Raw genomic sequence first — 21,429 nt, 5'->3', positions numbered from 1 at the left:
GGACACCTGGGTGGCGGTGCGGTGCGGGTCCTGCGGACGGGAGAGCGAGTGGCCGCAGCCGGAGGTGGGGTGCGGCTCGTGCGGGACGGTGGTGCGGCTTCCGGTACACCCGCTGGAGCGCCTCGCGGAGCCCCCGCCGGGAGCAAGCGGCACGGAAGCGCCCGGGAGCCGCGGCGCTGCCGGGCCCGCGGCGGGCGCGCCGGGAGCCCGGCCGTCGGCTGCCGGTACACAGGGAGCGGGTACGCCGGGAGCCGGTACGCCGGGAGCCCTGGCTTCCGGGCCGGGCGCCGGTTCCGGTACGCCGGGTGCCGGGCGCCCGTCCGGGTCGGCGGGCCCCGGTGGCCGGGCCGGCTCGTCGGCCGCGTCCGGCGGGCGGGGGACCCGCCGGGGACCCGCTCACATACCGCTGCCGCCGACCGCACCGGTGCCCCGGCCCGCGTTCCGCCCGGTGACCATCCGAACGGCCCGGGACGCGGTGGCCACGGCGGCGCTGTACCTGCGGTGGCTCGGCTTCCAGGACGTGCGCCAGCCCGACGGCCGCCCCATCCCCTCGGCCGCCGTCGACCTGCGGGCGCCCGGACTCGTCGCGCAGGTGGACCCGACGACCGCGCCGGCCGGCCTGCGGGCGGTGGAGTGCGTCTGGTTGAACGGCCTCACCGCGTCCGCGACCAGCGTTTACTTCGCGCTCGCCGGGTACACGCAGGACGCCCGCACCCGCGCGGACGACCTGGGCATACCGCTGTTCGTGATGGACCTCACGGGCATGCCGCAGCCGGTCAACGACCCGGCGGACCAACTGATCGGGTTCGGGGCGTAGGGGCGTCCGGACAGGGCCTGGGCATGGGGCCTACGCTCAATGCCGTTGTCCTTCCACCATGCACCTTGACCTTGCCCCACCCTGCCCGCAGAGGAGCGCTCGATGAGCCTGTACGACATCCCGCTGACCACCCTGTCCGACGAGCCCACCAGCCTCGCCTCCCACAAGGGCAAGGCCATCCTGCTGGTGAACACCGCCTCGCAGTGCGGCCTCACCCCCCAGTACTCGGGGCTGGCCCGCCTGCAGTTCGCGTACGAGGCGAAGGGCTTCACGGTCATCGGCGTGCCCTGCAACCAGTTCGGCGAGCAGGAGCCCGGGAACGCCGAGGACATCCAGACGTTCTGCGCCGCCGGTTTCGGCGTCACCTTCCCGATCCTGGAGAAGTCCGAGGTCAACGGCGAGAACCGGCACCCGCTGTACCAGGAGCTCGTGAAGACCCCGGACGCCTCGGGCGAGGCGGGGGACATCCAGTGGAACTTCGAGAAGTTCCTGATCTCCCCCGCCGGCGAGGTCGTGGCGCGCTTCCGCCCGCGCACCGAGCCGGAGTCCCCCGAGGTCGTCGCGGCGATCGAGGCACACCTGCCCGCGTAGCGACCTCGGGGGCCCGTAGGGGCCTTCTCGCGTACGGCCGGTCTCAGCCGAGGTCGGACTCGGTGTACTCCCCCGCCGAGCCGGCCTCGGTGAGCTCCCGCAGCTCCACCCGCCGGATCTTGCCGGACACCGTCTTCGGGAGCTCGCCGAATTCGATGCGCCGGATGCGCTTGTACGGGGACAGCACCGCCCGGGAGTGCGCGAAGAGCGCCCGGGCCGTCTCCGGCCCCGGCTCCCAGCCCGCGGCGAGCGTGACGTACGCCTTCGGCACGGCGAGCCGCAGCGCGTCCGGGGCCGGGACGACGGCGGCCTCGGCGACCGCCTCGTGCTCCAGCAGGGCGCTCTCCAGCTCGAACGGGCTGATCTTGTAGTCCGAGGCCTTGAACACGTCGTCGGAACGGCCGATGTAGGTGAGGAAGCCGTCGGCGTCGCGCGCGGCGATGTCACCGGTCCGGTAGAGCCCGTCCGCCATCGCCTCGGCCGTGCGCTCGGGATCGTCCCGGTAGCCGGTCGTCACTCCGGCCGGCCGGGTCCGCAGGTCCACGCACAGCTCGCCCTCGTCCGGGGATTCCTCGCCGGTGACGGGGTCGAGCAGGACGATCTCGTACCCGGGGGCCGGGCGCCCCATGGAACCGGGCTTCACGGGCGCCCCGGGGAAGTTGCCGACCTGGAGGGTGGTCTCCGTCTGGCCGAATCCGTCCCGGACGGTGACGCCCCAGGCCTCGCGCACCTTGTCGATGACCTCCGGGTTGAGCGGCTCGCCGGCGGCGACGGCCTCGCGCGGAGGCGTCCGCAGCTTCGTGAGGTCGGACTGGATCAGCATCCGCCACACGGTGGGCGGGGCGCAGAAGGTGGTCACCCCGTGCCGGTCCATCTCGGCCATCAGCCGCTCGGCGTCGAAGCGGGTGTAGTTGTGGACGAAGACGGTTGCGCCGGCGTTCCAGGGGGCGAAGAGGTTGGACCACGCGTGCTTGGCCCAGCCGGGCGAGGCGATGTTGAGGTGGACGTCGCCGGGGCGCAGCCCGAGCCAGTACATGGTCGAGAGGTGCCCGATGGGGTACGAGGCGTGGGTGTGCTCCACGAGCTTGGGGCGGGCGGTGGTGCCGGAGGTGAAGTACAGCATCAGCGGGTCGCCCGCGAGGGTCTCGCCCTCGGGGACGAAGGGGTCGGCGGCTCCTGCCGCGCCCTCCTCGCGCATGTCCTGGAGGCGCCGCCAGCCGGGGGGCACGTCGCGGCCGGCGGCGATCCGCGTGTAGGCGCCGGGCACCTGGTCGAACGTGGCCGTGTCCTCGGCGCGGGTGATGACGTGGCGTACGCGTCCGCGCTCGACCCGGTCGCGCAGATCGGCGGGGCCGAGCAGCGGGGTGGCCGGGATGACGACGGCGCGCAGCTTCATGGCGCCGAGGGCGACCTCCCACAGTTCGTGCTGGTTGCCGAGCATGACGAGCACCCGGTCGCCGGGTGCGACGCCCTGCTCGCGCATCCAGCGGGCGGCCGCGTCGGAGCGTACGGCGAGCTCCGCGAAGGAGACGGCCGAGGTGGTGCCGTCCTCCTCTACGATCCGCAGGGCCTCGGTGTCGTTCCCGGCGGCGATGCGGTCGAACCAGTCCAGGGCCCAGTTGAACCGGTGGGGGCGGGGCCAGGTGAACCCGGCGCGGGCGGCCTCGTAGTCCCCGCGGCGTTCCAGCAGGAAGTCCCGCGCGGCGAGGAACTGTGCGGTGGCGCTGTTCTGCGCGCCGTTCTGCGCGCTGTCGGTCGTCATGCCCGGCATCGTGCCGCCTCGGGTGGACGGACCACCAGGGCGGCGTCAGCCGTGGATTGACCCGAAGCGCACGGAGGCCCGGGCGGCGCCCGCGTCCTCGTCGGCGGCGCCCATGGCGGCGATCATCGCCTCCCCCTCTGCGGTGATCCGTTCCTTCTCCGCTTTCGAGAGGCCGTCGTCGCCGAAGAGCTGGACTCGGACGGTGGCTCCGTCCAGCTTCCACAGTCCGGCGACGAAGCCGTCGACGAGGAGGGTGCAGTGAGCCTGGTTGCCGGTCCAGGTACGCCCCTTGATCTCGGGGGCGACGACGCGGGACCGGTCGGCGTGCGAGAGGAGGAGGTTGTCGAACTCCGGAAGGAAGCGGGGCGGGGCGGGGGTGTCCGGGTCCGGCCGGGGGGCGTCGGGCAGGTCGAAGAGTTCCACGCCGTTCTCGTCCTGGAAGACGGCCAGGCCGGGACGCAGCCGCTCGAAGGCCTCGCGGAGGCGGGTCAGTCCGGCCCAGGTCTGCATGTCCTTGACGGAGGCGGGTCCGAAGGCGGCCAGGTAGCGCAGCACGGCGTCGTCGACCGGCGGCGCTGCGGTCCCGGCCCCGGTCGCTCCGTCGGGCGGACGGGGGCCGGCGCCCTTCCCGAGCCACTGCTCGACGGTGGTGAGCCGGACCTGCCCGCTGCGCCCCCAGACTCCGCGCGGAGTGACCTGCACCAGCGGCAGCCGGCAGCGCGCGGCGACGGCGAGGGACTGCGGGTCGGCGTCGGGCCATTGCGCGAGCAGCTCTTCGCGCAACTCCCCCATGGTGCGCGGCGCTTCCTCGACGAAGGCGCGCGCCCGCTCCGCGAGCCGGTCCAGGTCCACGCCCGTGAGCCCCTTGCGGAAGTACGAGACCTCGCGGTCGCGGGCGGGCTGGACGAGGGGGCGCAGGGTGAGGGCGTCGTGGGCCGTGTGGGTGTGGATGGTGGAGCGCATGGTGACCATCCGGACTGCCTCGCGGGACTCCATCAGCCCGGCGAGCTCGGCGGGGCGGAATCCGGCGAGCCGGGCGTGGAGCTGGAAGTACGGGGGCTTCACGTTCTGCGCCTGGAGCCCGACGAGATGCGCGACGGCGTCCCGGGCGGACATGTCGGCCCGGCCGAGCAGCAACTGCCGGGCAAGGGTGGCACGGTTCAGTGCGCGGGTGTCGAGTACGGGATGCGGTGTGCGTGTTCTGGAAGCCATGCCGGCAAACTAACCTCCCTCGCGGACCGGGGAACGCGTCCGTCGCCGTGCGCGGGAGCAGGGTCAGGGTTGCGCGGGTTGCAGGGCGGGGGTGTCGCAGGCGTGCGGGGCGAGGGAGCCGCGGCGTTCGGTGGCGGCGATGTAGGTGTGGAGGGCCTGGCGGGAGCGCAGCAGGGTGGCGATGCGGTCGTCCAGGCCGTGCAGGCGGGCGCGCAGGAGGGCGAAGAGTTCGGGGCAGGGTTCGAGGTCGGGTGCCGTGCCCGTCGCACAGGGCAGGGTGAACGCGATCTCCTGGGTCGACAGTCCCGCTTCCAGCAGTTTCCTGATCTGCGTCACCGTCAGGACCGCCTCCTCGGTGTACTCGCGGTAGCCGCTGGTCCCCCGGCCGGGCCGGAGCAGGCCCTGGGATTCGTAGTACCGCAGCAGGTGTGCGGGTACCCCGGTGCGCCGGCTCAACTCCCCGATCAGCATGCCCACTCCATCTTGACCTTCATATCGATGTGAACGTTGATGATCGTGCCATGACCACCACACCTTTCAACCCGCGCTCGCTCCTCGCGGATGCCCGGCTCGGGGTCCTCGCGACGATCAAGGCGGACGGCCGGCCCCAGCTCTCCCCCGTGATGCCTTCCTACGACGAGGAGGCGAACGTCATCTACGTGTCGACGGGCGAGGGCTTCGCCAAGACCGCGAACCTGCGCCGGGACCCCCGCGCCACGCTGGAGGTGTCCAGCCCGGACGGCTGGGCCTGGGCCACCGTCGAGGGTGTGGCGACGCTCACCGGGCCGGGGACCGACCCCCACGGCCCCGAGGTCGAGGCCATGGTGCACTACTACCGCGTCGCCGCCGGGGAGCACCCGGACTGGGACGAGTACCGCGCGGTGATGGTGCGCGAGCGCCGGGTGCTGCTGACGATCTCCGTGGACCGGGTGTACGGGGCCAAGCTCAACTGAGCCCGCCCGACCCTGGTCGACCCGTCCGACCCCTGATCGACCCGCCCGACCTGTCGCGTGCGCCGTCGTCGGGCGCCGGGCCGCTGGTGGCGCCCGACGCCCGGCGCCGTGTCACGCGTTCAGCAGGGTCTCGCCGTCGTGCGCCGCGAGGTGGCCGATGAGGCTGCGCAGCGCGGCCCCGGTCCGGTCGATCTCGGCGTCGGTGAGGTAGACGGACGGCTCGAAGCGGAGCGTGTTCGTGGCGCTCGCGGTCGGGAAGATCCGGATGTCGTGCGCCCGCAGCAGGTAACCGGAGAGCAGGTATCCGAGCAGCCCGCCCTGCGCCTGCTCCGCGAGGACCTGCGACGGGGAGTCGGACAGGTCGTGGAATTCGAGGCCGAGCATCAGGCCCCTGCCCCGGACCTCCTTGACGACGGCGGGGAACTCGTCGCGCAGCGTCCCCAGCATCGCCAGCAGCCGGGTCCCCCGCTCCTCGGCCAGCCGGTAGGCATTGCCGCCGTCGGCCTCCAGCAGGTCCACCGTCTTGCCCGCGACGAGCGTCGAGAAGCTGTCCTTGGCGTAGGTCGAGCTGTGGACGAGTTCGAACTCCTTGCGGTACCGGGACCCGCGCACGAGGGTGACCGCGGCCTTGGCGATGCCGCCGCCCAGGCTCTTGGCCAGGGCGTAGTAGTCGCCCTGGAGGCCGATGTGGGAGCTGGCGAAGAAGGCGCCGGAGCGGCCCATGCCGCTCTGCACCTCGTCCACGACGATCGGGCAGTCGACCGCGGCCAGCGTCTCCTGGATGCGCCGGACGTCCTCGCGGTCGAGGACCTTGATGCCGGCCTCGCCCTGGATGGGCTCCAGCACGAAGGCGCCGAAGACCGGCAGGGCGCGTTCGACCACGCGCACGACCCCGTCGGCGACCTCGACGTCGAGCAGGGTCTTCTTCTCCTCCTCGATGACCTTCGCCAGTACGTCCGGCTGGTCCACCGGCACGAACCGGCACTGCGCGGCAAGGGTCTTGAACGGCGTCCGGTACCCGACGTTGTGGGTGAACTGGACGCTGCCCATCAGCTTGCCGTGGAAGGAGCCCTCCGGGGCCAGGAACACCGGCCCGGCCGCGGCCCGTTCGCCGTTGACGCTCCTGATGGCGGCGATCACGCGGTCGAGCGCGGCTTCTCCGGATCCCTCGATACCGGCGCCCGCGAACGCCTCGCCCGGCTCCACCCGGGCTCCGTCGCGCACCGAGGCGCGCGCCTGCTCGATGTGCGCATCGATGGACTCCGTGAGCTCCGCGACCTTCATCACGCGGTCGAGTTCGGCGTGCTTGATCGCGACCTCGACAGCCTCCGCGCCACTGTTGGCGAAGACCGCCGAATAGGGCTCGGAGGTATTGAATTCGCGCCGGATGATGGCATTGATCTTCCGTGCCAGGTCATTGGCGTACGGGTGCCGCGAGAACTGGGCGTGAATCGGCGTACCGTTGTCCAGGAGCGATTTCGCATAGGCCACTATTTCGGGGTTGTTGTGCCCGAGTATTGCCGATCCGTAGCCGCCGACCAGGTCGAGAACGGCGACTTCCGCACCCTTGTCGTTCCGGTAGAAGAGGGTGTTCCCCTGGGAGCGCACATACTCGACGCCGAGCCCCAGGGAGGCCAGCCAGGCACCGATGTACGGTTCCGCCAGTTCGAGTTCTTCGAGTTCTTCGACCACCGGGTTCATCTCGTCCCCTATTCGCTCGTGTCGCGCGACTCTGTTGGTGTTCCTTGGATCGGGTGGCGGTCCGGAGGGGGCCGGCGCGCGTGCGTTCCGCGCCGTGATCGCGGGAGGAGGACCGGCGCGGACCGTGCCGGCGGAACGGTGGGGGCGGTGCGATACGAACCGCGGCCACGAGCCGTAGCGCCGCGGACTTCCCTGGTTTTCCGATATCCCGGATATCCCGGAACCTCCTCCGCCTGACTGCCGGGCAGACTCTAGCATTGGCACTCCACGCCCTGTCCGATTCACCGTAATTACGCGGTAACAGCTCGCTCTCCGGCATACGGGGGATCCGGCAAGGCCGCCGTAATCAGCGGTTCAGCACGGACGGCGAGCATCCGATTACCGGGCCGTGACTATTGTTCTGCGGCGCATTACTCGAATACGGATACGCTCGCCGCGAGGACAGGATCGTCACCTGGCGGGTTTTCCTGCAAAGCGACAGCATCGCTTGTCCGCGACCGCCGAAGAGAACTTCGACCCCTCATCGACGAACTCGACTGAACCCCCTGCGCCCCGGCGCACACGAGTATGGAGCTGAGACCACGTGACTGACGACAACCAACTCCGCGAGTACCTCAAGCGTGCGGTCGCCGACGCTCGCGCCTCCCGCAAGCGCCTGCGCGAGGTGGAGGAGCGGGAGCAGGAGCCGATCGCGATCGTCGGCATGGCCTGCCGCTACCCCCACGACGTGAGTTCTCCGGAGCAGTTGTGGCAGGTGGTCGCCGACGGCGTCGACGCCGTGTCGCCCTTCCCCGAACACCGCGGGTGGTCCGAGGACCTCTACGACGCCGATCCCGAGTCGGTGGGCAAGTCCTACACCAGGCACGGCGGGTTCCTGCACGACGCCGACCGCTTCGACCCCGAGTTCTTCGGGATGTCGCCCCGCGAGGCCCTGGCCACCGACCCCCAGCAGCGGCTGCTGCTGGAGACGGCGTGGGAGGCGTTCGAGCGGGCCCGGATCGTCCCGGACGCGGTGCGCGGAAGCCGTACGGGCGTGTTCGTCGGGGCGATGTACAACGACTACGGATCGCGCCCGTACCTGCCGCCCAAGGAGTTCGAGGGCTACCTGTACAGCGGCAGCGCCGGCAGCGTGGCCTCCGGTCGGCTGGCGTACACCTTCGGCCTGGAGGGCCCGGCCGTCACCGTCGACACCGCCTGCTCCTCGTCCCTGGTCGCCCTGCACCTGGCGGCGGCCGCGCTGCGCCGCGGGGAGTGCGACCTCGCCCTGGCGGGCGGCGTGACGGTGCTGGCCACGCCCATGCCGTTCGTCGAGTTCTCCCGGCTGCGCGGACTGTCCCCCGACGGCCGGTGCCGCTCCTTCGCCGCCTCCGCCGACGGCACCGGCTGGGCCGAGGGCGTCGGCATGCTGCTGGTGGCCCGGCTGTCCGACGCGCGGCGCGACAACCTCCCGGTCCTGGCCGTGCTCAGGGGTTCGGCCGTCAACCAGGACGGCGCCAGCAACGGCCTCACCGCGCCCAACGGCCCCGCCCAGGAGCGGGTGATCCGGCAGGCCCTGGCCAACGCCCGGCTGTCCCCCTCGGACGTCGACGTGGTCGAGGCGCACGGCACCGGCACCACCCTCGGCGACCCGATCGAGGCCAGTGCCCTGGAGGCGACCTACGGTGAGGACCGCCCGGCGGACCAGCCCCTGTGGCTGGGCTCGCTGAAGTCCAACATCGGGCACTCCCAGGCCGCCGCCGGCGTCGGTGGCGTGATCAAGATGGTGCAGGCCATCCGGCACGGCGTGCTCCCGCGGACCCTGCACGCCGAGGAGCCCACGCCCCACATCGATTGGGACACCAGCGCGCTCTCCCTGCTCACCGAGGCCCGGGAATGGCCGCGGACGGGCCGCCCGCGCCGCGCCGCCGTGTCCTCCTTCGGGTTCAGCGGCACCAACGCGCACGTCATCCTCGAAGAGGCCCCGGCCCCGGCCGAGGCCGCCGACGCCGAGGAGCAGGCGCCCGACCCCGCCCCGGCGGCCGGGGTGAGCCTGCCGCTCGCGCCGTGGGTGCTGTCGGCGAAGTCCGCGGAGGCGCTGCGCGACCAGGCCCGCGAACTGGGTTCGCTGCTCGCCCGGCGCCCGGACGTCGGTCACCTGGACGCCGCGCTGTCGCTGGCCACCACCCGATCGGCGCTGCCGCACCGGGCCGTGGTCGTCGCCGCCGACCGCGAGGAGCTCGTACAGGGCCTCGCCGACCTGGCCGCTGACGATCCGGCCGCCGTGCGCGGGGTGCAGGAGGACGGTCTGACCGCCTTCATGTTCACCGGCGGGGGCGCCCAGCGGATCGGGATGGCGCAGGAACTGCACGCCGCCTTCCCGGTGTTCGCCGCCGCGTTCGACGAGGTGTGCGACGCGCTGGACGAGCACCTGCCGCGTCCGCTGCGTACCGTCATCGACTCGGGCGACGAGCTGGACAAGATCGACTACACCCTCGCGGCGCTGTTCGCCGTCGGGGTCGCGCTGTTCCGCCAGTTCGAGGCGTGGGGCGTGCACCCGGACTTCGTCATGGGCCACTCCACCGGTGAGCTGATGGCCGCGCACGTCGCGGGCGTCCTCTCGCTGGCCGACGCCGCCACGCTGGTGACCGCGCGCGGACGGCTGATGCGGGCGCTGCCCGAGGGCGGCGCCATGATCGCCATCCAGGCGACGGAGGAGGAGGTCCTCGCGACGCTGGGCGACAGCGGCCGGGCGGTGATCGGCACGATCAACGGCCCGGACTCCGTGGTCGTCTCGGGCGACGAGGACGCCGCGCTCGCCGTGGCGGCCGTCTGGAAGGAGCGGGGCCGCTCCATCAAGCGGCTGCCGATCAGCCACGCCTCGCACTCGCCGCGCATGGACCCGATGCTGGAGGAGTTCCGTACGATCGCGCGCGGGCTGACCTTCCACCGCCCGAAGATCCGGATCGTGTCCACCGTGACCGGCCAGGTCGAGAACGGCGACCGGTGGATCACGCCGGACTACTGGGTGGACCAGGTCCGCCGATCGGTGCGCTTCCTCGACGCGGTACGGACCCTGGAGTCCGAGGGCGTGGCCACGTTCCTGGAACTCGGCCCGGACGGCGTCCTGTCGGCGCTGGCCGCCACCGGCGTCGAGCGGGGGGCCGTCGCGATCCCCGCGATGCGCAGCAAGCACTCCGAGTCGCGCGGCCTGATCAACGCCGTCGGGCAGCTGCACGTACGCGGGGTGGCCGTCGACTGGCCCGCCTTCTTCGCCGGCACCGGCGCGCGGGCGATCGACCTGCCGACCTACCCCTTCCAGCGCGAGCGGTACTGGCTGGAGCCGTCGGCGGCCGCGCACCGCTCCGGGCCCGGCCCGGCGGACCACCCCCTGCTCGGTACGGCGGTCGCCGTGGCCGGCGCCGACGAGGTGCTGTTCAGCAGCCCGGTCTCGGTGCAGGCGCAGCCCTGGCTGGTCGAGCACACGCTGTCCGACACCCCGGTGCTGCCGGCGTCGGCGCTGGTCGACGCGGTGATCAGGGCCGGCGGGGAGGTCGGCAGTCCGGTCCTGGACGAACTGACGGTGACGGCCCACCTCGCGGTGCCGGACTCCGGCGAGGTGCCGCTCCAGGTGCGGGTAGGCGCGCCGGACGACACGGGCCGGCGGCCGGTCACCGTGCACGCCCGGCCCGACGCGAACACCGCCGAGTGGACCAGGGTCGCCACCGGAACGCTCCGCGAGGAGGACGGCGTGACGGCCTTCCCGACGGCGCCCGAGGCCCTGGCCCGCGCCGTCGAGGTCCGGCTCCCGGAGGAGTTCGCCGCGGATCCGGGGAACTACGGCATCCATCCGCTGCTCCTGCAGGCCGCCCTGTCCACCGACACCGGAGCGACCCCGGCGGACCGGGCCCCCGCCGCGCCGCGCCTCGCGGTGCGGTGGCGCGGCGTACGGCTGCACACCCCCGGCGCCACCTCGGTGCGCGCCCTGCTCACCCCGCTGGCCGACGGCGCCGTGTCCGTGCTGCTCACCGACGCGGACGGCGTGCCGGTGGCCACCGCCGAGTCGGTGGTCCGGCGCGAAGCCGCACCCGCGGACCTGGTCGGCGCCTCCGGGCCCCTGCGCGCGCTCCACCGGCTCGCCTGGACCGCGCTCTCCTCCCGGCAGCCCGACGCGCCCGTGTCCTGGGCGACCCTGGGCGGGATACCGGACGGGGAGTCCGGCGTCCCGCACTACGAGGACCTCGCGGCCGCCGGCCGGGCGGTCGAGTCCGGTGCGCCCGCGCCGGTCCTCCTCGTCCACCAGGAGCCGGCGACCGGGGACGACGGCGGCGCCGCGGGCGTCGTCGACAGCGTGCACCGGAGCACCCGGACCGTGCTGGCCCTGCTGCGCGAGTGGCTGGCCGACGAGCGCCTGGCCGACTCCCGGCTGGTGCTCGTCACCCGGGGCGCGGTGGCCGCGGCGGAGAGGGACGAGCTCCGCCTCGACGCGGCGGCGCTCTGGGGCCTGGTCCGGTCCGCGCAGTCGGAGAACCCGGACCGGATCGTGCTCGTGGACGCCGACACGGAGCGGGTGGCCGCGCGGACGCTGTCCTCCCTGCTCGCCTCGGACGAACCGCAGGCCGCCGTACGGGAGGGCCGGATCCTGGTCCCCCGGCTGAGCCGGGTCGCCCCCGACGCCGTGCGGCCCGAACGGGCCCCGGTCTGGGGGCCGGCGGGCACGGTACTGATCACCGGCGGTACGGGCGCCCTGGGCGCGGCGGTCGCCCGCCACCTCGTCACCGACCACGGGGCCACCCACCTGCTGCTGGCGAGCCGCCGCGGCGAGCGGGCCCCCGGCGCCGAGCTGCTGCGCGAGGAACTCGCCGGCCTCGGCGCGACGGTGCGGATCGCGGCCGTCGACGTCGCCGACCGCGACGCCGTCGAGGCGCTGCTGTCCGAGGTTCCCGCCGAGCACCCGCTGACCGCTGTCGTGCACGCGGCGGGCGTCCTGGACAACGACCTGATCCCCTCGATGACCGACGAGCAGGTGCGGTCGGTGCTGCGGGCCAAGGCGGACTCCGCGTGGCACCTGCACGAGCTGACCCGCGGGAGCGACCTGTCGGCCTTCGTGCTGTTCTCCTCGCTCGTCGGGGTGTTCGGCGGCCCCGGCCAGGCCAACCACGCCGCCGCCGGGGCGTTCCTGGACGCGCTGGCCCTCGGGCGCAGGGCGCAGGGACTGCCCGCCACCTCGCTGGCATGGGGCCTGTGGGACGTGGCGGGCGGGATCAACGCGGGGCTGACCGAGGCCGACCGGTCGCGGTTCGCCCGCGACGGCTTCGTGCCGGTCTCGGCGCAGGAGGGGCTGGCCCTGTTCGAGGCCGCGCTCACCGTGGACGCCGCCGCGCTGACCGCCACGCCGTTCGACCTGGCGGCCGTCCGCGCGGGCGACCGGATACCGGCGCTGCTGCGGGGCCTGGCCGGGGCGGGGGCCCGCCGGACGGCCCGGACCGGCGCCACCGGCGGCGTCCCGCTCGCCGTGCGGCTCGCCGGGATGGCCGGCGCCGAGCGGCAGGAGTTCGTACTCGACCTGGTGCGCGGCGAGGTGGCCGTCGTGCTCGGCTTCCGCGACGCGGCGGCCGTCGACGCGCAGCGGCCGTTCCAGGAGCTCGGCTTCGACTCGCTCACCGCCGTGCAGCTGCGCAACCGGCTGGGGGCCGTGAGCGGCGCCCGGTTGCCGGCGACCGTGGTGTTCGACCATCCGACGCCGGCGGCGCTCGCCGCTTTCCTGCTCGCCACGGCGGCGCCCGGCGAGGAGCCCGCGCCGCAGTCCCCGGTCCTCGCCGAACTGGACAAGCTGGAGGACGTCCTGTCGGCGGCGGCGACGGACGACGACGGCGACCGCGCCCACATCACCGTCCGGCTCCAGACCATCCTCTCGCGGTGGATGGAGGCCTGGGGGACGCCCGGCGAGACGGAGCCGGTGGGTTCCCTGGAGTCGGCCTCGACCGCGGAGCTCCTCGACTTCATCGACAACGAACTCGGCCGGGCCAGCAACTGATGTCCCGAACTGCCGCCACGAGAAGGATATGAGTCGCCACATGGCAGATGAAAAGAAGTTGGCCGACTATCTGAAATGGGTCACGGCCGACCTCCAGAAGGCCCGCCACCGCATCGCGGAGCTGGAGTCGGGGCGGGAGGAGCCGATCGCCATCGTCGGGATGGCGTGCCGCTACCCCGGCGGGGTGTCCTCGCCCGACGACCTGTGGCGGTTGGTCACCGACGGCCGCGACGGCATCTCCGAGTTCCCCACCGACCGGGGCTGGGACCTGGACGGCCTGTACGACGCCGACCCGGACACGCCCGGTACCTCGTACACCCGCGAGGGCGGCTTCCTGGACGGGGCGGCGGACTTCGACGCCGGCTTCTTCGGGATCTCCCCGCGCGAAGCCGTCTCCATGGACCCGCAGCAGCGCGTGGTGCTCGAATCCGCGTGGGAGACCTTCGAGCAGGCGGGCATCGACCCGACGTCGCTGCAGGCCGCCAACGTCGGCGTCTTCGTCGGCGCCGTGGACCAGACGTACCTCGGACTGCAGGGGCCCACGGAGCTGGAGGGCTACCTGATGACGGGCAAGCTCAGCAGCGTGGTGTCCGGCCGGGTCTCGTACTCGTTCGGCTTCGAGGGCCCCGCGATCACGGTGGACACGGCGTGCTCGTCGTCGCTGGTCGCCCTCCACCTCGCGGCGCAGTCCGTGCGCAGCGGCGAGTCGCGCCTGGCCCTGGCCGGCGGCGTGACGATCAGCGGGACGCCCGGCGGGTTCGTCGACTTCTCCCGGCAGCGCGGTCTGGCCGCGGACGGCCGGTGCAAGTCCTTCGCCGGCGCGGCCGACGGCACCAGCTGGTCGGAGGGGGTGGGCCTGCTGCTGATCGAGCGGCTCTCCGACGCCGTGAAGAACGGGCACCGCGTCCTCGCCGTGCTGCGGGCGTCGGCCGTCAACCAGGACGGCGCGTCCAACGGCCTCACCGCACCCAACGGGCCGTCCCAGGAGCGGGTGATCCGCCAGGCGCTCGCCGAGGCCCGGCTCGACGCGTCCGACGTGGACGCGGTCGAGGCCCATGGCACCGGCACCCGGCTCGGCGACCCCATCGAGGCCCAGGCGCTGCTGGCCACGTACGGCGCCGCGCACCCGCCGGAGCGTCCGCTGTGGCTGGGTTCGCTGAAGTCCAACATCGGGCACTCGGTCGCCGCGGCCGGTGTCGGCGGTGTGATCAAGATGGTCCAGGCGATCCGGCACGGCGTGCTGCCCAAGACCCTGCACGTGGACGAGCCGACGCCGCTGGTCGACTGGTCGGCGGGTGCGGTCGAGCTGCTCACCGAGCAGCGGGAGTGGCCGCGTACGGACCGTCCGCGCCGGGCGGCGGTGTCGGCGTTCGGGGTGAGCGGTACGAACGCGCACGTGATCCTGGAGCAGGCACCCGAGCCGGAGGCGGCCGAGACGCCCGCCGGGGCGGCGGAGCTGCCGGCCGTGCCGTGGATCCTGTCGGCCAGGAGCGCGGGCGCCCTGCGCGCCCAGGCCCGCAACCTGCTCGCCCACGTCGAGCGGAACCCGGACCTCGCGGCGCGGGACATCGCGTACGCGCTGGCGACGACCCGGGCCGGGCTGGAGCACCGCGCCTCGGTGACGGGCACGGACGCGGGCTCGCTGCTGGACGGGCTGCGCTCCTTCGCCCTGGACGGGGGCGGTGCCGCCGGCGCCACGGGGACGGTGAGGACGGGCAAGCTGGGCTTCCTGTTCACCGGACAGGGCAGCCAGCGGGTGGCGATGGGCCTGGAACTGCACGCGGCGTTCCCGGTGTTCGCCGAGGCCTTCGACGCGGTGTGCGCCGAGGTCGACCCGCACCTGGACCGTCCCCTGCGCGAGGTCGTCGCGGCCGGGGACCGGCTGCACGAGACGGGATACGCGCAGCCCGCGCTGTTCGCGGTCGAGGTGGCGCTGTTCCGGCTGGCCGAGTCGTGGGGCGTGCGGCCCGACTTCCTCGCCGGCCACTCGATCGGCGAGCTGGCCGCCGCGCACGTGGCGGGCGTCCTGACGCTCGCCGACGCGGCTGCCGTGGTCACCGCCCGGGGCAGGCTGATGCAGGCCCTGCCGGCGGGCGGGGCGATGGTGGCGCTGCACGCCACGGCAGAGGAGGTCCAGCCGCTGGTCGACGCCCGTACGGGTGCCGTCGGCATCGCCGCGGTCAACGGCCCCTCCTCGACCGTGGTGTCCGGGGACGAGGAGGCGGTCGCCGACATCACCGCCACCGTGCGCGGGTGGGGGCGTGCGACCAAGCGGCTGTCGGTCAGCCACGCGTTCCACTCGCCCCTGATGGAGCCGATGCTGGAGGAGTTCGGCCGGGTCGTGCGCGGTGTCACGCTGAGCGCGCCGACCGTCCCGATCGTGTCCACGGTCACCGGATCGGTCGCCACCGAGGAGCAGTTGCGCTCCCCGGAGTACTGGATCGACCAGGTGCGCCGGCCGGTCCGCTTCCTCGACGCGGTCCGTACCCTCGCCGCGCAGCACGTGACCACCACGCTGGAGCTCGGCCCCGCCGGGGTGCTGTCGGCGATGGTCGAGGACTGCGTCGCCGACCGGGGGCCCGTTCTGGCGGTTGCCGCCGTCCGGACGGGGATGCCCGAACCCCTGGCCGCGGTCACCGCCCTGGGCCGGCTGTGGAGCGCCGGGGTCCCCGTCGACTGGCGGTCGTTCTTCGCCCCGGCGCGGCCCCGGCCGGTGAGCCTGCCGACGTACGCGTTCCAGCGGGAGCGGTACTGGGTGGAGTCCGCCGCGGCCCCGGCCGGGACGCCGGGCCGCGGCGCCTCGGCGGCCGACCATCCGCTGCTGGAGTCGGCGGTCGAGGTGGCCGGGCGGGACGAGATGGTCTTCACGGGCCGGCTGTCGCCGCGGTCCCAGCCGTGGCTCGCCGGGCACGCCCTCTTCGGTGCGCCGGTACTGCCGGGGTCGGCGCTGCTGGACATGCTGGTCCGGGCGGGCGACGAGCTCGGGTGCGCCGTCGTGGACGAGCTGGTGGTGCGCCGGCCGGTGGTGCTGCCCGAGCGGGGACGGCTGCAGGTCCAGATCGTGGTCGGCGCCCCGGACGAGACGGGTCGGCGCGGGTTCACCGTGCACACGGGGGCCGATGAGGAGCACCCCGCGTGGACCGTGAGCGCGTCCGGCGCGCTGAGCCCGGGCGGGCGCGAGGCTGCGTTCGAGTTCGGGGCGTGGCCGCCCGCGGGCGCGGAGGCGCTGGAACCGGTCTACGCGCGCCGTGCGGCGGCCGGTTTCTCCGCCGGTCCCGCGTTCGAGGGCCTGTCCTCGGTCTGGCGCCGGGAAGGCGAGCTGTTCGCCGAGGTACGGCTGCCGGAGGGCACTCCGGTCGACGGGTTCGGGCTGCATCCGGCGCTGCTGGACGCCGCCGTGCAGGGCACCGTGCTCGCCTCCGGTCGGTCGGGGGTCGTCGCGCACTGGCGCGGGTTCCGGCTGCACGCGGTGGGGGCGTCCGCGGTCCGGGTGCGGATCACCCCGGAGCCCGACGGCGCGCTGACGGTGCGCCTGGCCGACCTGTCCGGCCGGCCGGTCGCGTCCATCGCCGCGGCCGTCACCCGGCCGGTCGCGCAGGAGGAGATCGCCTCGGCGCGGTCGCGTCCACAGGACTCCCTGTTCCAGGTCGCCTGGAATCCGATCACGGTGGCGGCGCGGACGAGCGAGGGCGGCGCGTGGGCGGTGCTGGAGAGCGACGCCGACGGCGACGGCCTCCTGCCCGGTGCGCGGTTCGCCGATGTCGGGGCGGCCCTGGAGTCGCCCGCCGCCTTCGACGCCCTGCTCGCCCCGTTCGCGTACGCACCGGGCGGTGACGTGGCGGCCCGGGCGCACGAGGCCGCGCGGCGGGCGCTGGAACTGGCCCGGACCTGGCCCTCGGACGAGCGGTCCGCCGACACCCCGCTGGTCGTCGTGACGCGGGGCGCCGTGTCCACCGGCCGGGGGGCCGACCGGGACGCCGGTGTGTCCGATCTCGTCGCCGCCCCGGTATGGGGGCTGCTGCGCTCGGCGCAGTCGGAGATGCCCGGCCGGATCGTGCTGGTCGACCTGGACGACGACCCGGCGTCGGCGGCGGCGCTGCCCGCCGTCCTCGCGTCCGGCGAACCGCAGGCCGCCATCCGCGCCGGGGCGGTGTTCGTCCCCCGACTGGCCCGGCTCGCGCCCCCGGAGACGGAACCGGAGCCGGCGACCGGTCCCTGGCGACGCGGCGGCACCGTGCTGGTCACTGGCGGTACGGGCGCCCTCGGCGCGCTGTTCGCCCGCCATCTCGTGCGCACGCACGGCGTCTCCCAGCTGCTGCTCGTCAGCCGCAGCGGACCGGCGGCTCCCGGCGCGGAGGAGCTCGCGGGCGAGCTCGCCGAACTCGGCGCCAAGGTGACGGTCACCGCCTGCGACGTCGCCGACCGCGACGCCCTCGCCGCACTGCTGGCCACCATCCCCGCGGAGCACCCGCTCACCGGGGTCGTGCACACCGCCGGTGTGCTCGACGACGGGCTGATCACGGTCCTGGGCCCCGACCGGCTCGCGGCCGTACTGCGTCCCAAGGTGGACGCGGCGTGGAACCTGCACGAACTCACCCGCGACCACGACCTGTCGGCCTTCGTCCTGTTCTCCTCCATCGCGGGTGTCGTGGGCGGCCCCGGTCAGGCCAACTACGCCGCGGCCAACACCTTCCTCGACGCGCTCGCCGAGCACCGCGTCGCGCGGGGGCTGCCCGCGACCTCGCTGGCCTGGGGCCTGTGGACCGCCGCCGGCGGCATGGGCGGCGGCCTCGGCGAGGCGGACCTCAAGCGCATCGCCCGCACCGGCATGTTGCCGGTGGCCGAGGAGGCGGGTCCGGGGCTGATGGACAGCGCGCTGCGCCTCGACCGGGCGGCCGTCGTGGCCTCCCCCCTCGACGTGTCCGCGCTGCGGGCCCGGGGCGGGCAGGTGCCGCTCGTGTTCGGCGCGCTGGCGCGCACGACGCGGCGCCACTCGGCGCAGGACACCGTCGCCGAGGCCGTCTCCCTGGACCAGCGCCTGGCGGGACTGTCCGGGGAGCGGCAGCGGGAGGTGGTCCTCGACTTCGTCCGCGCCGAGGTCGCGCTGGTCCTCGGCCACGCGGACGCGAGCGCGATCGAGGCGGACCGGCTCTTCTCCGAACTGGGTTTCGACTCGCTGATATCCGTCGAACTGCGCAACCGGCTGGGCGTCTCGACGGGCGCGCGGCTGTCGGCTTCGGTGGTCTTCGAGCACCCCACGCCGGCCGCGCTGGCCGAGCACCTGTGCGCCCTGCTCCTGGCCGCGGCGCCCGGGGACGGGCCCGCGGGCCCCGTCGCGGTGGACTTCCCCGCGGAGGTCCACCTCCCCGACGACGTGCGGGCGGCCGACACCGTCAGCCTCGTGGCCACGAACCCCCGCGAGGTGCTGCTGACCGGCGCCAGCGGATTCCTCGGCGCGTTCCTGCTGCGCGACGTGATGCGGTCGACCACGGCGCGGGTGCACTGCCTGGTGCGCGGGGCCGACGAGGCCGACGCCGCGCGCCGGCTGCGGGAGAACCTCGCCTGGTACCGGGTCATCGACGAGGTCGACCTGGACCGGGTCTCGGTGGTCGTCGGCGACCTCGCCGCGCCGCTGCTGGGGCTGGCCGAGGAGCGGTTCGACGATCTGGCCCGCCGGGTCGACGTGGTCTACCACGCCGGTGCGACGGTGAGCTGGCTGCGCCCGTACACCGAGCTGCGGCAGGCCAACGTGGGCGGTACGCGGGAGGTGCTGCGGCTGGCGGCCCGGCACCGGACCGTTCCGGTGCACTACGTGTCGACGACCGGTGTCTTCCCCGAACCCGCCGGCGACGGGGAGCCCGTACCGGTCAAGGCGAACGAGCCGACGGGGCCGGCCGCCTCCCTGTGGAACGGCTACCTGCAGAGCAAGTGGGTGGCCGAGCAGACCATCGAACTCGCCCGGGAGCGGGGCATCCCCGTCTCGATGTACCGCGTCGACGTGGTCTGCGGCGACCGCGGGACGGGCGCCTGCCAGACGCGGGACTTCGTCTGGCTGAGCCTCAAGGGCCTGCTCCAGGCCGGCGCCGTGCCGGACCGGCTCGCCGGGGTGTTCCACATGGTCCCGGTGGACTACGTCAGCGGGGCGATCGTGAACCTCTCGTCGAGGGAGGAGACCGCGAACCGCACCTTCCACCTCTACAACGAGCAGACCCAGGCCTTCGCCGACTTCGTCGGCCACCTGAGGGCGTACGGGTACGAGCTGCCCGAGCTCCCGTGGGACGCGTGGCGGGAGCTGGTGCGGGCCGACCGCGACAACGCGCTCACCCCGCTGCTCGACGCCTTCGAGGCCATCATGGCCGGCGACGGCCGGGCGACCTATCCGCCGATGGACGTGACGGAGACCGAGCTCGCGCTGGCCGGCACCGGCATCACCTGCCCGCAGATCGACCGCGAGCTGTTCGAGAACTACGTGGATTTCTTCGTAACGGGCGGCTACTTCCCGAAGACCGGCGGATGAGCCGCACAGGGCCGCGTCAGTCGGCCCGATCGACACAAGGAGAGACGACTACCGTGGCGAATGCTGATCGAAACCGCGCGATCGTGCTGGGGGCGAGCATGGCCGGGCTGCTGGCGGCCCGTGTCCTCGCGGACTCCTACACCGACGTGGTGGTGGTGGACCGCGACGACCTCGGGGACCACGACTGCTCGGGCGCGCACGACTGCCCGCGGCGGGGCGTCCCGCAGGGGCAGCACGTGCACGCCCTGCTGGCGCGGGGCCGGCACATCATCGAGGAGCTGCTCCCCGGCATCACCGACGAGCTGGTCGCCACCGGAGCCGTGGCGGGCGACGTCACCGGCAACGTCCGCTGGCTGATGGACGGGCAGCTCATGCCGAAGCCCCATTCGGACATGCTGCTGCTGTCGATGAGCCGACCGCACCTGGAGCAGGCCGTACGGCGCCGGGTGCGCGCGGTCCGGAACGTGACGTTCCTGGACCGGCACGACATAGCCGGCCTGCTGACCTCGGACGACAACGCCGCGGTCACCGGAGTGACCGTGGCGCACGACGGCGCCGAGCGCACGCTCGCGGCGGACCTGGTCGTGGACGCGACGGGGCGGCGCTCGCGCACCCCGGCGTGGCTCAAGGAGCTCGGCTACCCCGAGGTCGGGGAGGACCAGCAGAAGATCAGCGTGGGCTACGCCACGCAGTACTTCCGGCTGTCGCCCGACCAGATGGTGGACGAGATCTCCATCGACGTGGTGGCCTCGCCGACCACACCGCGCGGCGCCATCTGCGCCAAGATCGAGGGGGACCGCGCCGTGGTGACGGCGTACGGCATCCTCGGCGCGTACCCGCCCAACGACTCCGAGGGGTTCCTGGACTTCCTCAAGTCGCTGTCCGCGCCGGACATCTACGACACGGTGCGGGAGCACGAGCCGCTGGCCGACCCGATCGCGTACCGCTTCCCGGCCAACCTGCGCCGCCGCTACGAGCGGATGGCCTCCTTCCCCGCCGGGCTGCTCGTCCTCGGCGACGCGGTGTGCAGCTTCAACCCGGTCTACGGGCAGGGCATGACCGTCGCCGCGCTGGGGGCGACCGTGCTGCGCGACCACGTGTCCCGGCCCGGTGCGCCGAGCGCCGGGGCGTACTTCACGGATCTCGCGGAGCGGGCCGTGGACAACGTGTGGTCCATGACCACCGGCGCGGACCTCGCCTTCCCCGGCGTCGAGGGCGAGCGCACCGAGGAACTGCTGGAGGAGCAGGCGTACATCGACAGCCTGCTGCAGGCGGCGACGCGGGACCACTCGCTGCTGACCGCCTACGCCCGGGTGGTCTTCCTGGTCGACCCGCCGTCCGCGCTCGCGGCTCCGGAGGTCCAGGCGGCCGTGCTGGCGGCGTCGGCTCCGGTCCCGGCAGCGGCTCCGGCCGCGCAGGACGGGTCGCTGTGAGCGGAGCACCCGTGCTGGTGCTGGGAGGCACGGGCAAGACCGGACGCCGCGTGGCGCGCCGGCTCGCCGAGCGCGGCCGGACGCCGCGGATCGCCTCCCGGTCCGGCGCCCAGCACTTCGACTGGCACGACAGGGAGACCTGGGCGCCCGCCGTCGAGGGCGTGGAAGCCGTCTACGTGGTGGACGAACAGGGTGCGGACGCGGCCCAGTTGCTGGCGGACTTCACCCGGCTCGCCACCGGCGCGGGCGTCGACCGCTTCGTGTTCCTGTCCGCGCGGACGCTGGACGTGGCCGAGACCGAATGGCCAGAAGCGGAGCCGGGCTCCGGCTGAATTCCGACCGGTTTCCCGAAGGGGAGTCCGACACCGATCTCAGCCCGGTAACCGCCGGATCTACCACGCTGACCGGCTGCTATTACTCCGGGATTGCC

At 73.8% G+C, this 21,429-nt stretch carries 10 protein-coding genes and 1 pseudogene; 7 read left to right on the top strand and 4 right to left on the bottom strand.

The features are described 5' to 3' along the window. The first annotated feature begins 10 nt into the window (after nt 1–10). Complete coding sequence (locus ACWFQ8_RS04530) at nt 11–817, top strand: hypothetical protein (protein ID WP_453784871.1); 807 nt, start codon at nt 11–13, stop codon at nt 815–817. A 102-nt stretch (nt 818–919) separates the two neighbouring features. Then, on the top strand, nt 920–1,408 hold the full coding sequence (locus ACWFQ8_RS04525; protein ID WP_453784695.1) for a glutathione peroxidase: 489 nt from the start codon (nt 920–922) through the stop codon (nt 1,406–1,408). Nucleotides 1,409–1,451: 43 nt separating this feature from the next. On the opposite strand, the gene ACWFQ8_RS04520 is transcribed toward ACWFQ8_RS04525, so the two are convergent. The 3 genes from ACWFQ8_RS04520 to ACWFQ8_RS04510 all read right to left on the bottom strand — a co-directional run bounded on the left by ACWFQ8_RS04520 (nt 1,452) and on the right by ACWFQ8_RS04510 (nt 4,853). Then, nucleotides 1,452–3,170 (bottom strand): AMP-binding protein, encoded by a 1,719-nt coding sequence (locus ACWFQ8_RS04520; protein ID WP_453784694.1) that lies wholly within the window; start codon nt 3,168–3,170, stop codon nt 1,452–1,454. A 45-nt stretch (nt 3,171–3,215) separates the two neighbouring features. After that, nucleotides 3,216–4,382, bottom strand: coding sequence for a winged helix DNA-binding domain-containing protein (locus ACWFQ8_RS04515; protein ID WP_453784693.1), 1,167 nt, complete (start codon nt 4,380–4,382; stop codon nt 3,216–3,218). A 63-nt stretch (nt 4,383–4,445) separates the two neighbouring features. Continuing rightward, nucleotides 4,446–4,853, bottom strand: a complete 408-nt coding sequence (locus ACWFQ8_RS04510; RefSeq protein ID WP_453784692.1) for a MerR family transcriptional regulator — start codon at nt 4,851–4,853, stop codon at nt 4,446–4,448. A 50-nt stretch (nt 4,854–4,903) separates the two neighbouring features. Here ACWFQ8_RS04510 and ACWFQ8_RS04505 point away from each other — a divergent pair, with 50 nt between their 5' ends. After that, nucleotides 4,904–5,335: a PPOX class F420-dependent oxidoreductase gene (locus ACWFQ8_RS04505; RefSeq protein WP_453784691.1), complete on the top strand. Its 432-nt coding sequence runs from the start codon at nt 4,904–4,906 to the stop codon at nt 5,333–5,335. Between the two features lie 111 nt (nt 5,336–5,446). Here ACWFQ8_RS04505 and ACWFQ8_RS04500 read toward each other — a convergent pair whose 3' ends face one another. Beyond that, on the bottom strand, nt 5,447–7,036 hold the full coding sequence (locus ACWFQ8_RS04500) for an aspartate aminotransferase family protein (RefSeq protein WP_453784690.1): 1,590 nt from the start codon (nt 7,034–7,036) through the stop codon (nt 5,447–5,449). A 586-nt stretch (nt 7,037–7,622) separates the two neighbouring features. Here ACWFQ8_RS04500 and ACWFQ8_RS04495 point away from each other — a divergent pair. The 4 genes and pseudogenes from ACWFQ8_RS04495 to ACWFQ8_RS04480 form a co-directional block, all read left to right on the top strand. Then, nucleotides 7,623–13,049: pseudogene (locus tag ACWFQ8_RS04495) on the top strand (SDR family NAD(P)-dependent oxidoreductase); the annotation flags it as partial. A 28-nt stretch (nt 13,050–13,077) separates the two neighbouring features. Continuing rightward, entirely contained in the window at nt 13,078–19,566 is a 6,489-nt protein-coding gene (locus ACWFQ8_RS04490; RefSeq protein ID WP_453784689.1) for a thioester reductase domain-containing protein, read from the top strand. 53 nt (nt 19,567–19,619) lie between these two features. After that, nucleotides 19,620–20,999, top strand: coding sequence for an FAD-dependent oxidoreductase (locus tag ACWFQ8_RS04485; RefSeq protein WP_453784688.1), 1,380 nt, complete (start codon nt 19,620–19,622; stop codon nt 20,997–20,999). After that, nucleotides 20,996–21,331 (top strand): SDR family oxidoreductase, encoded by a 336-nt coding sequence (locus tag ACWFQ8_RS04480; RefSeq protein WP_453784687.1) that lies wholly within the window; start codon nt 20,996–20,998, stop codon nt 21,329–21,331. The genes ACWFQ8_RS04485 and ACWFQ8_RS04480 overlap by 4 nt, the downstream gene beginning before the upstream one ends. Nucleotides 21,332–21,429: the final 98 nt, after the last annotated feature.

Source organism: Streptomyces sp. NPDC055254 (assembly GCF_053606025.1).
The sequence above is the reverse complement of the archived record's forward strand: the minus strand, read 5'-3'. Positions and strand labels throughout refer to the sequence as shown.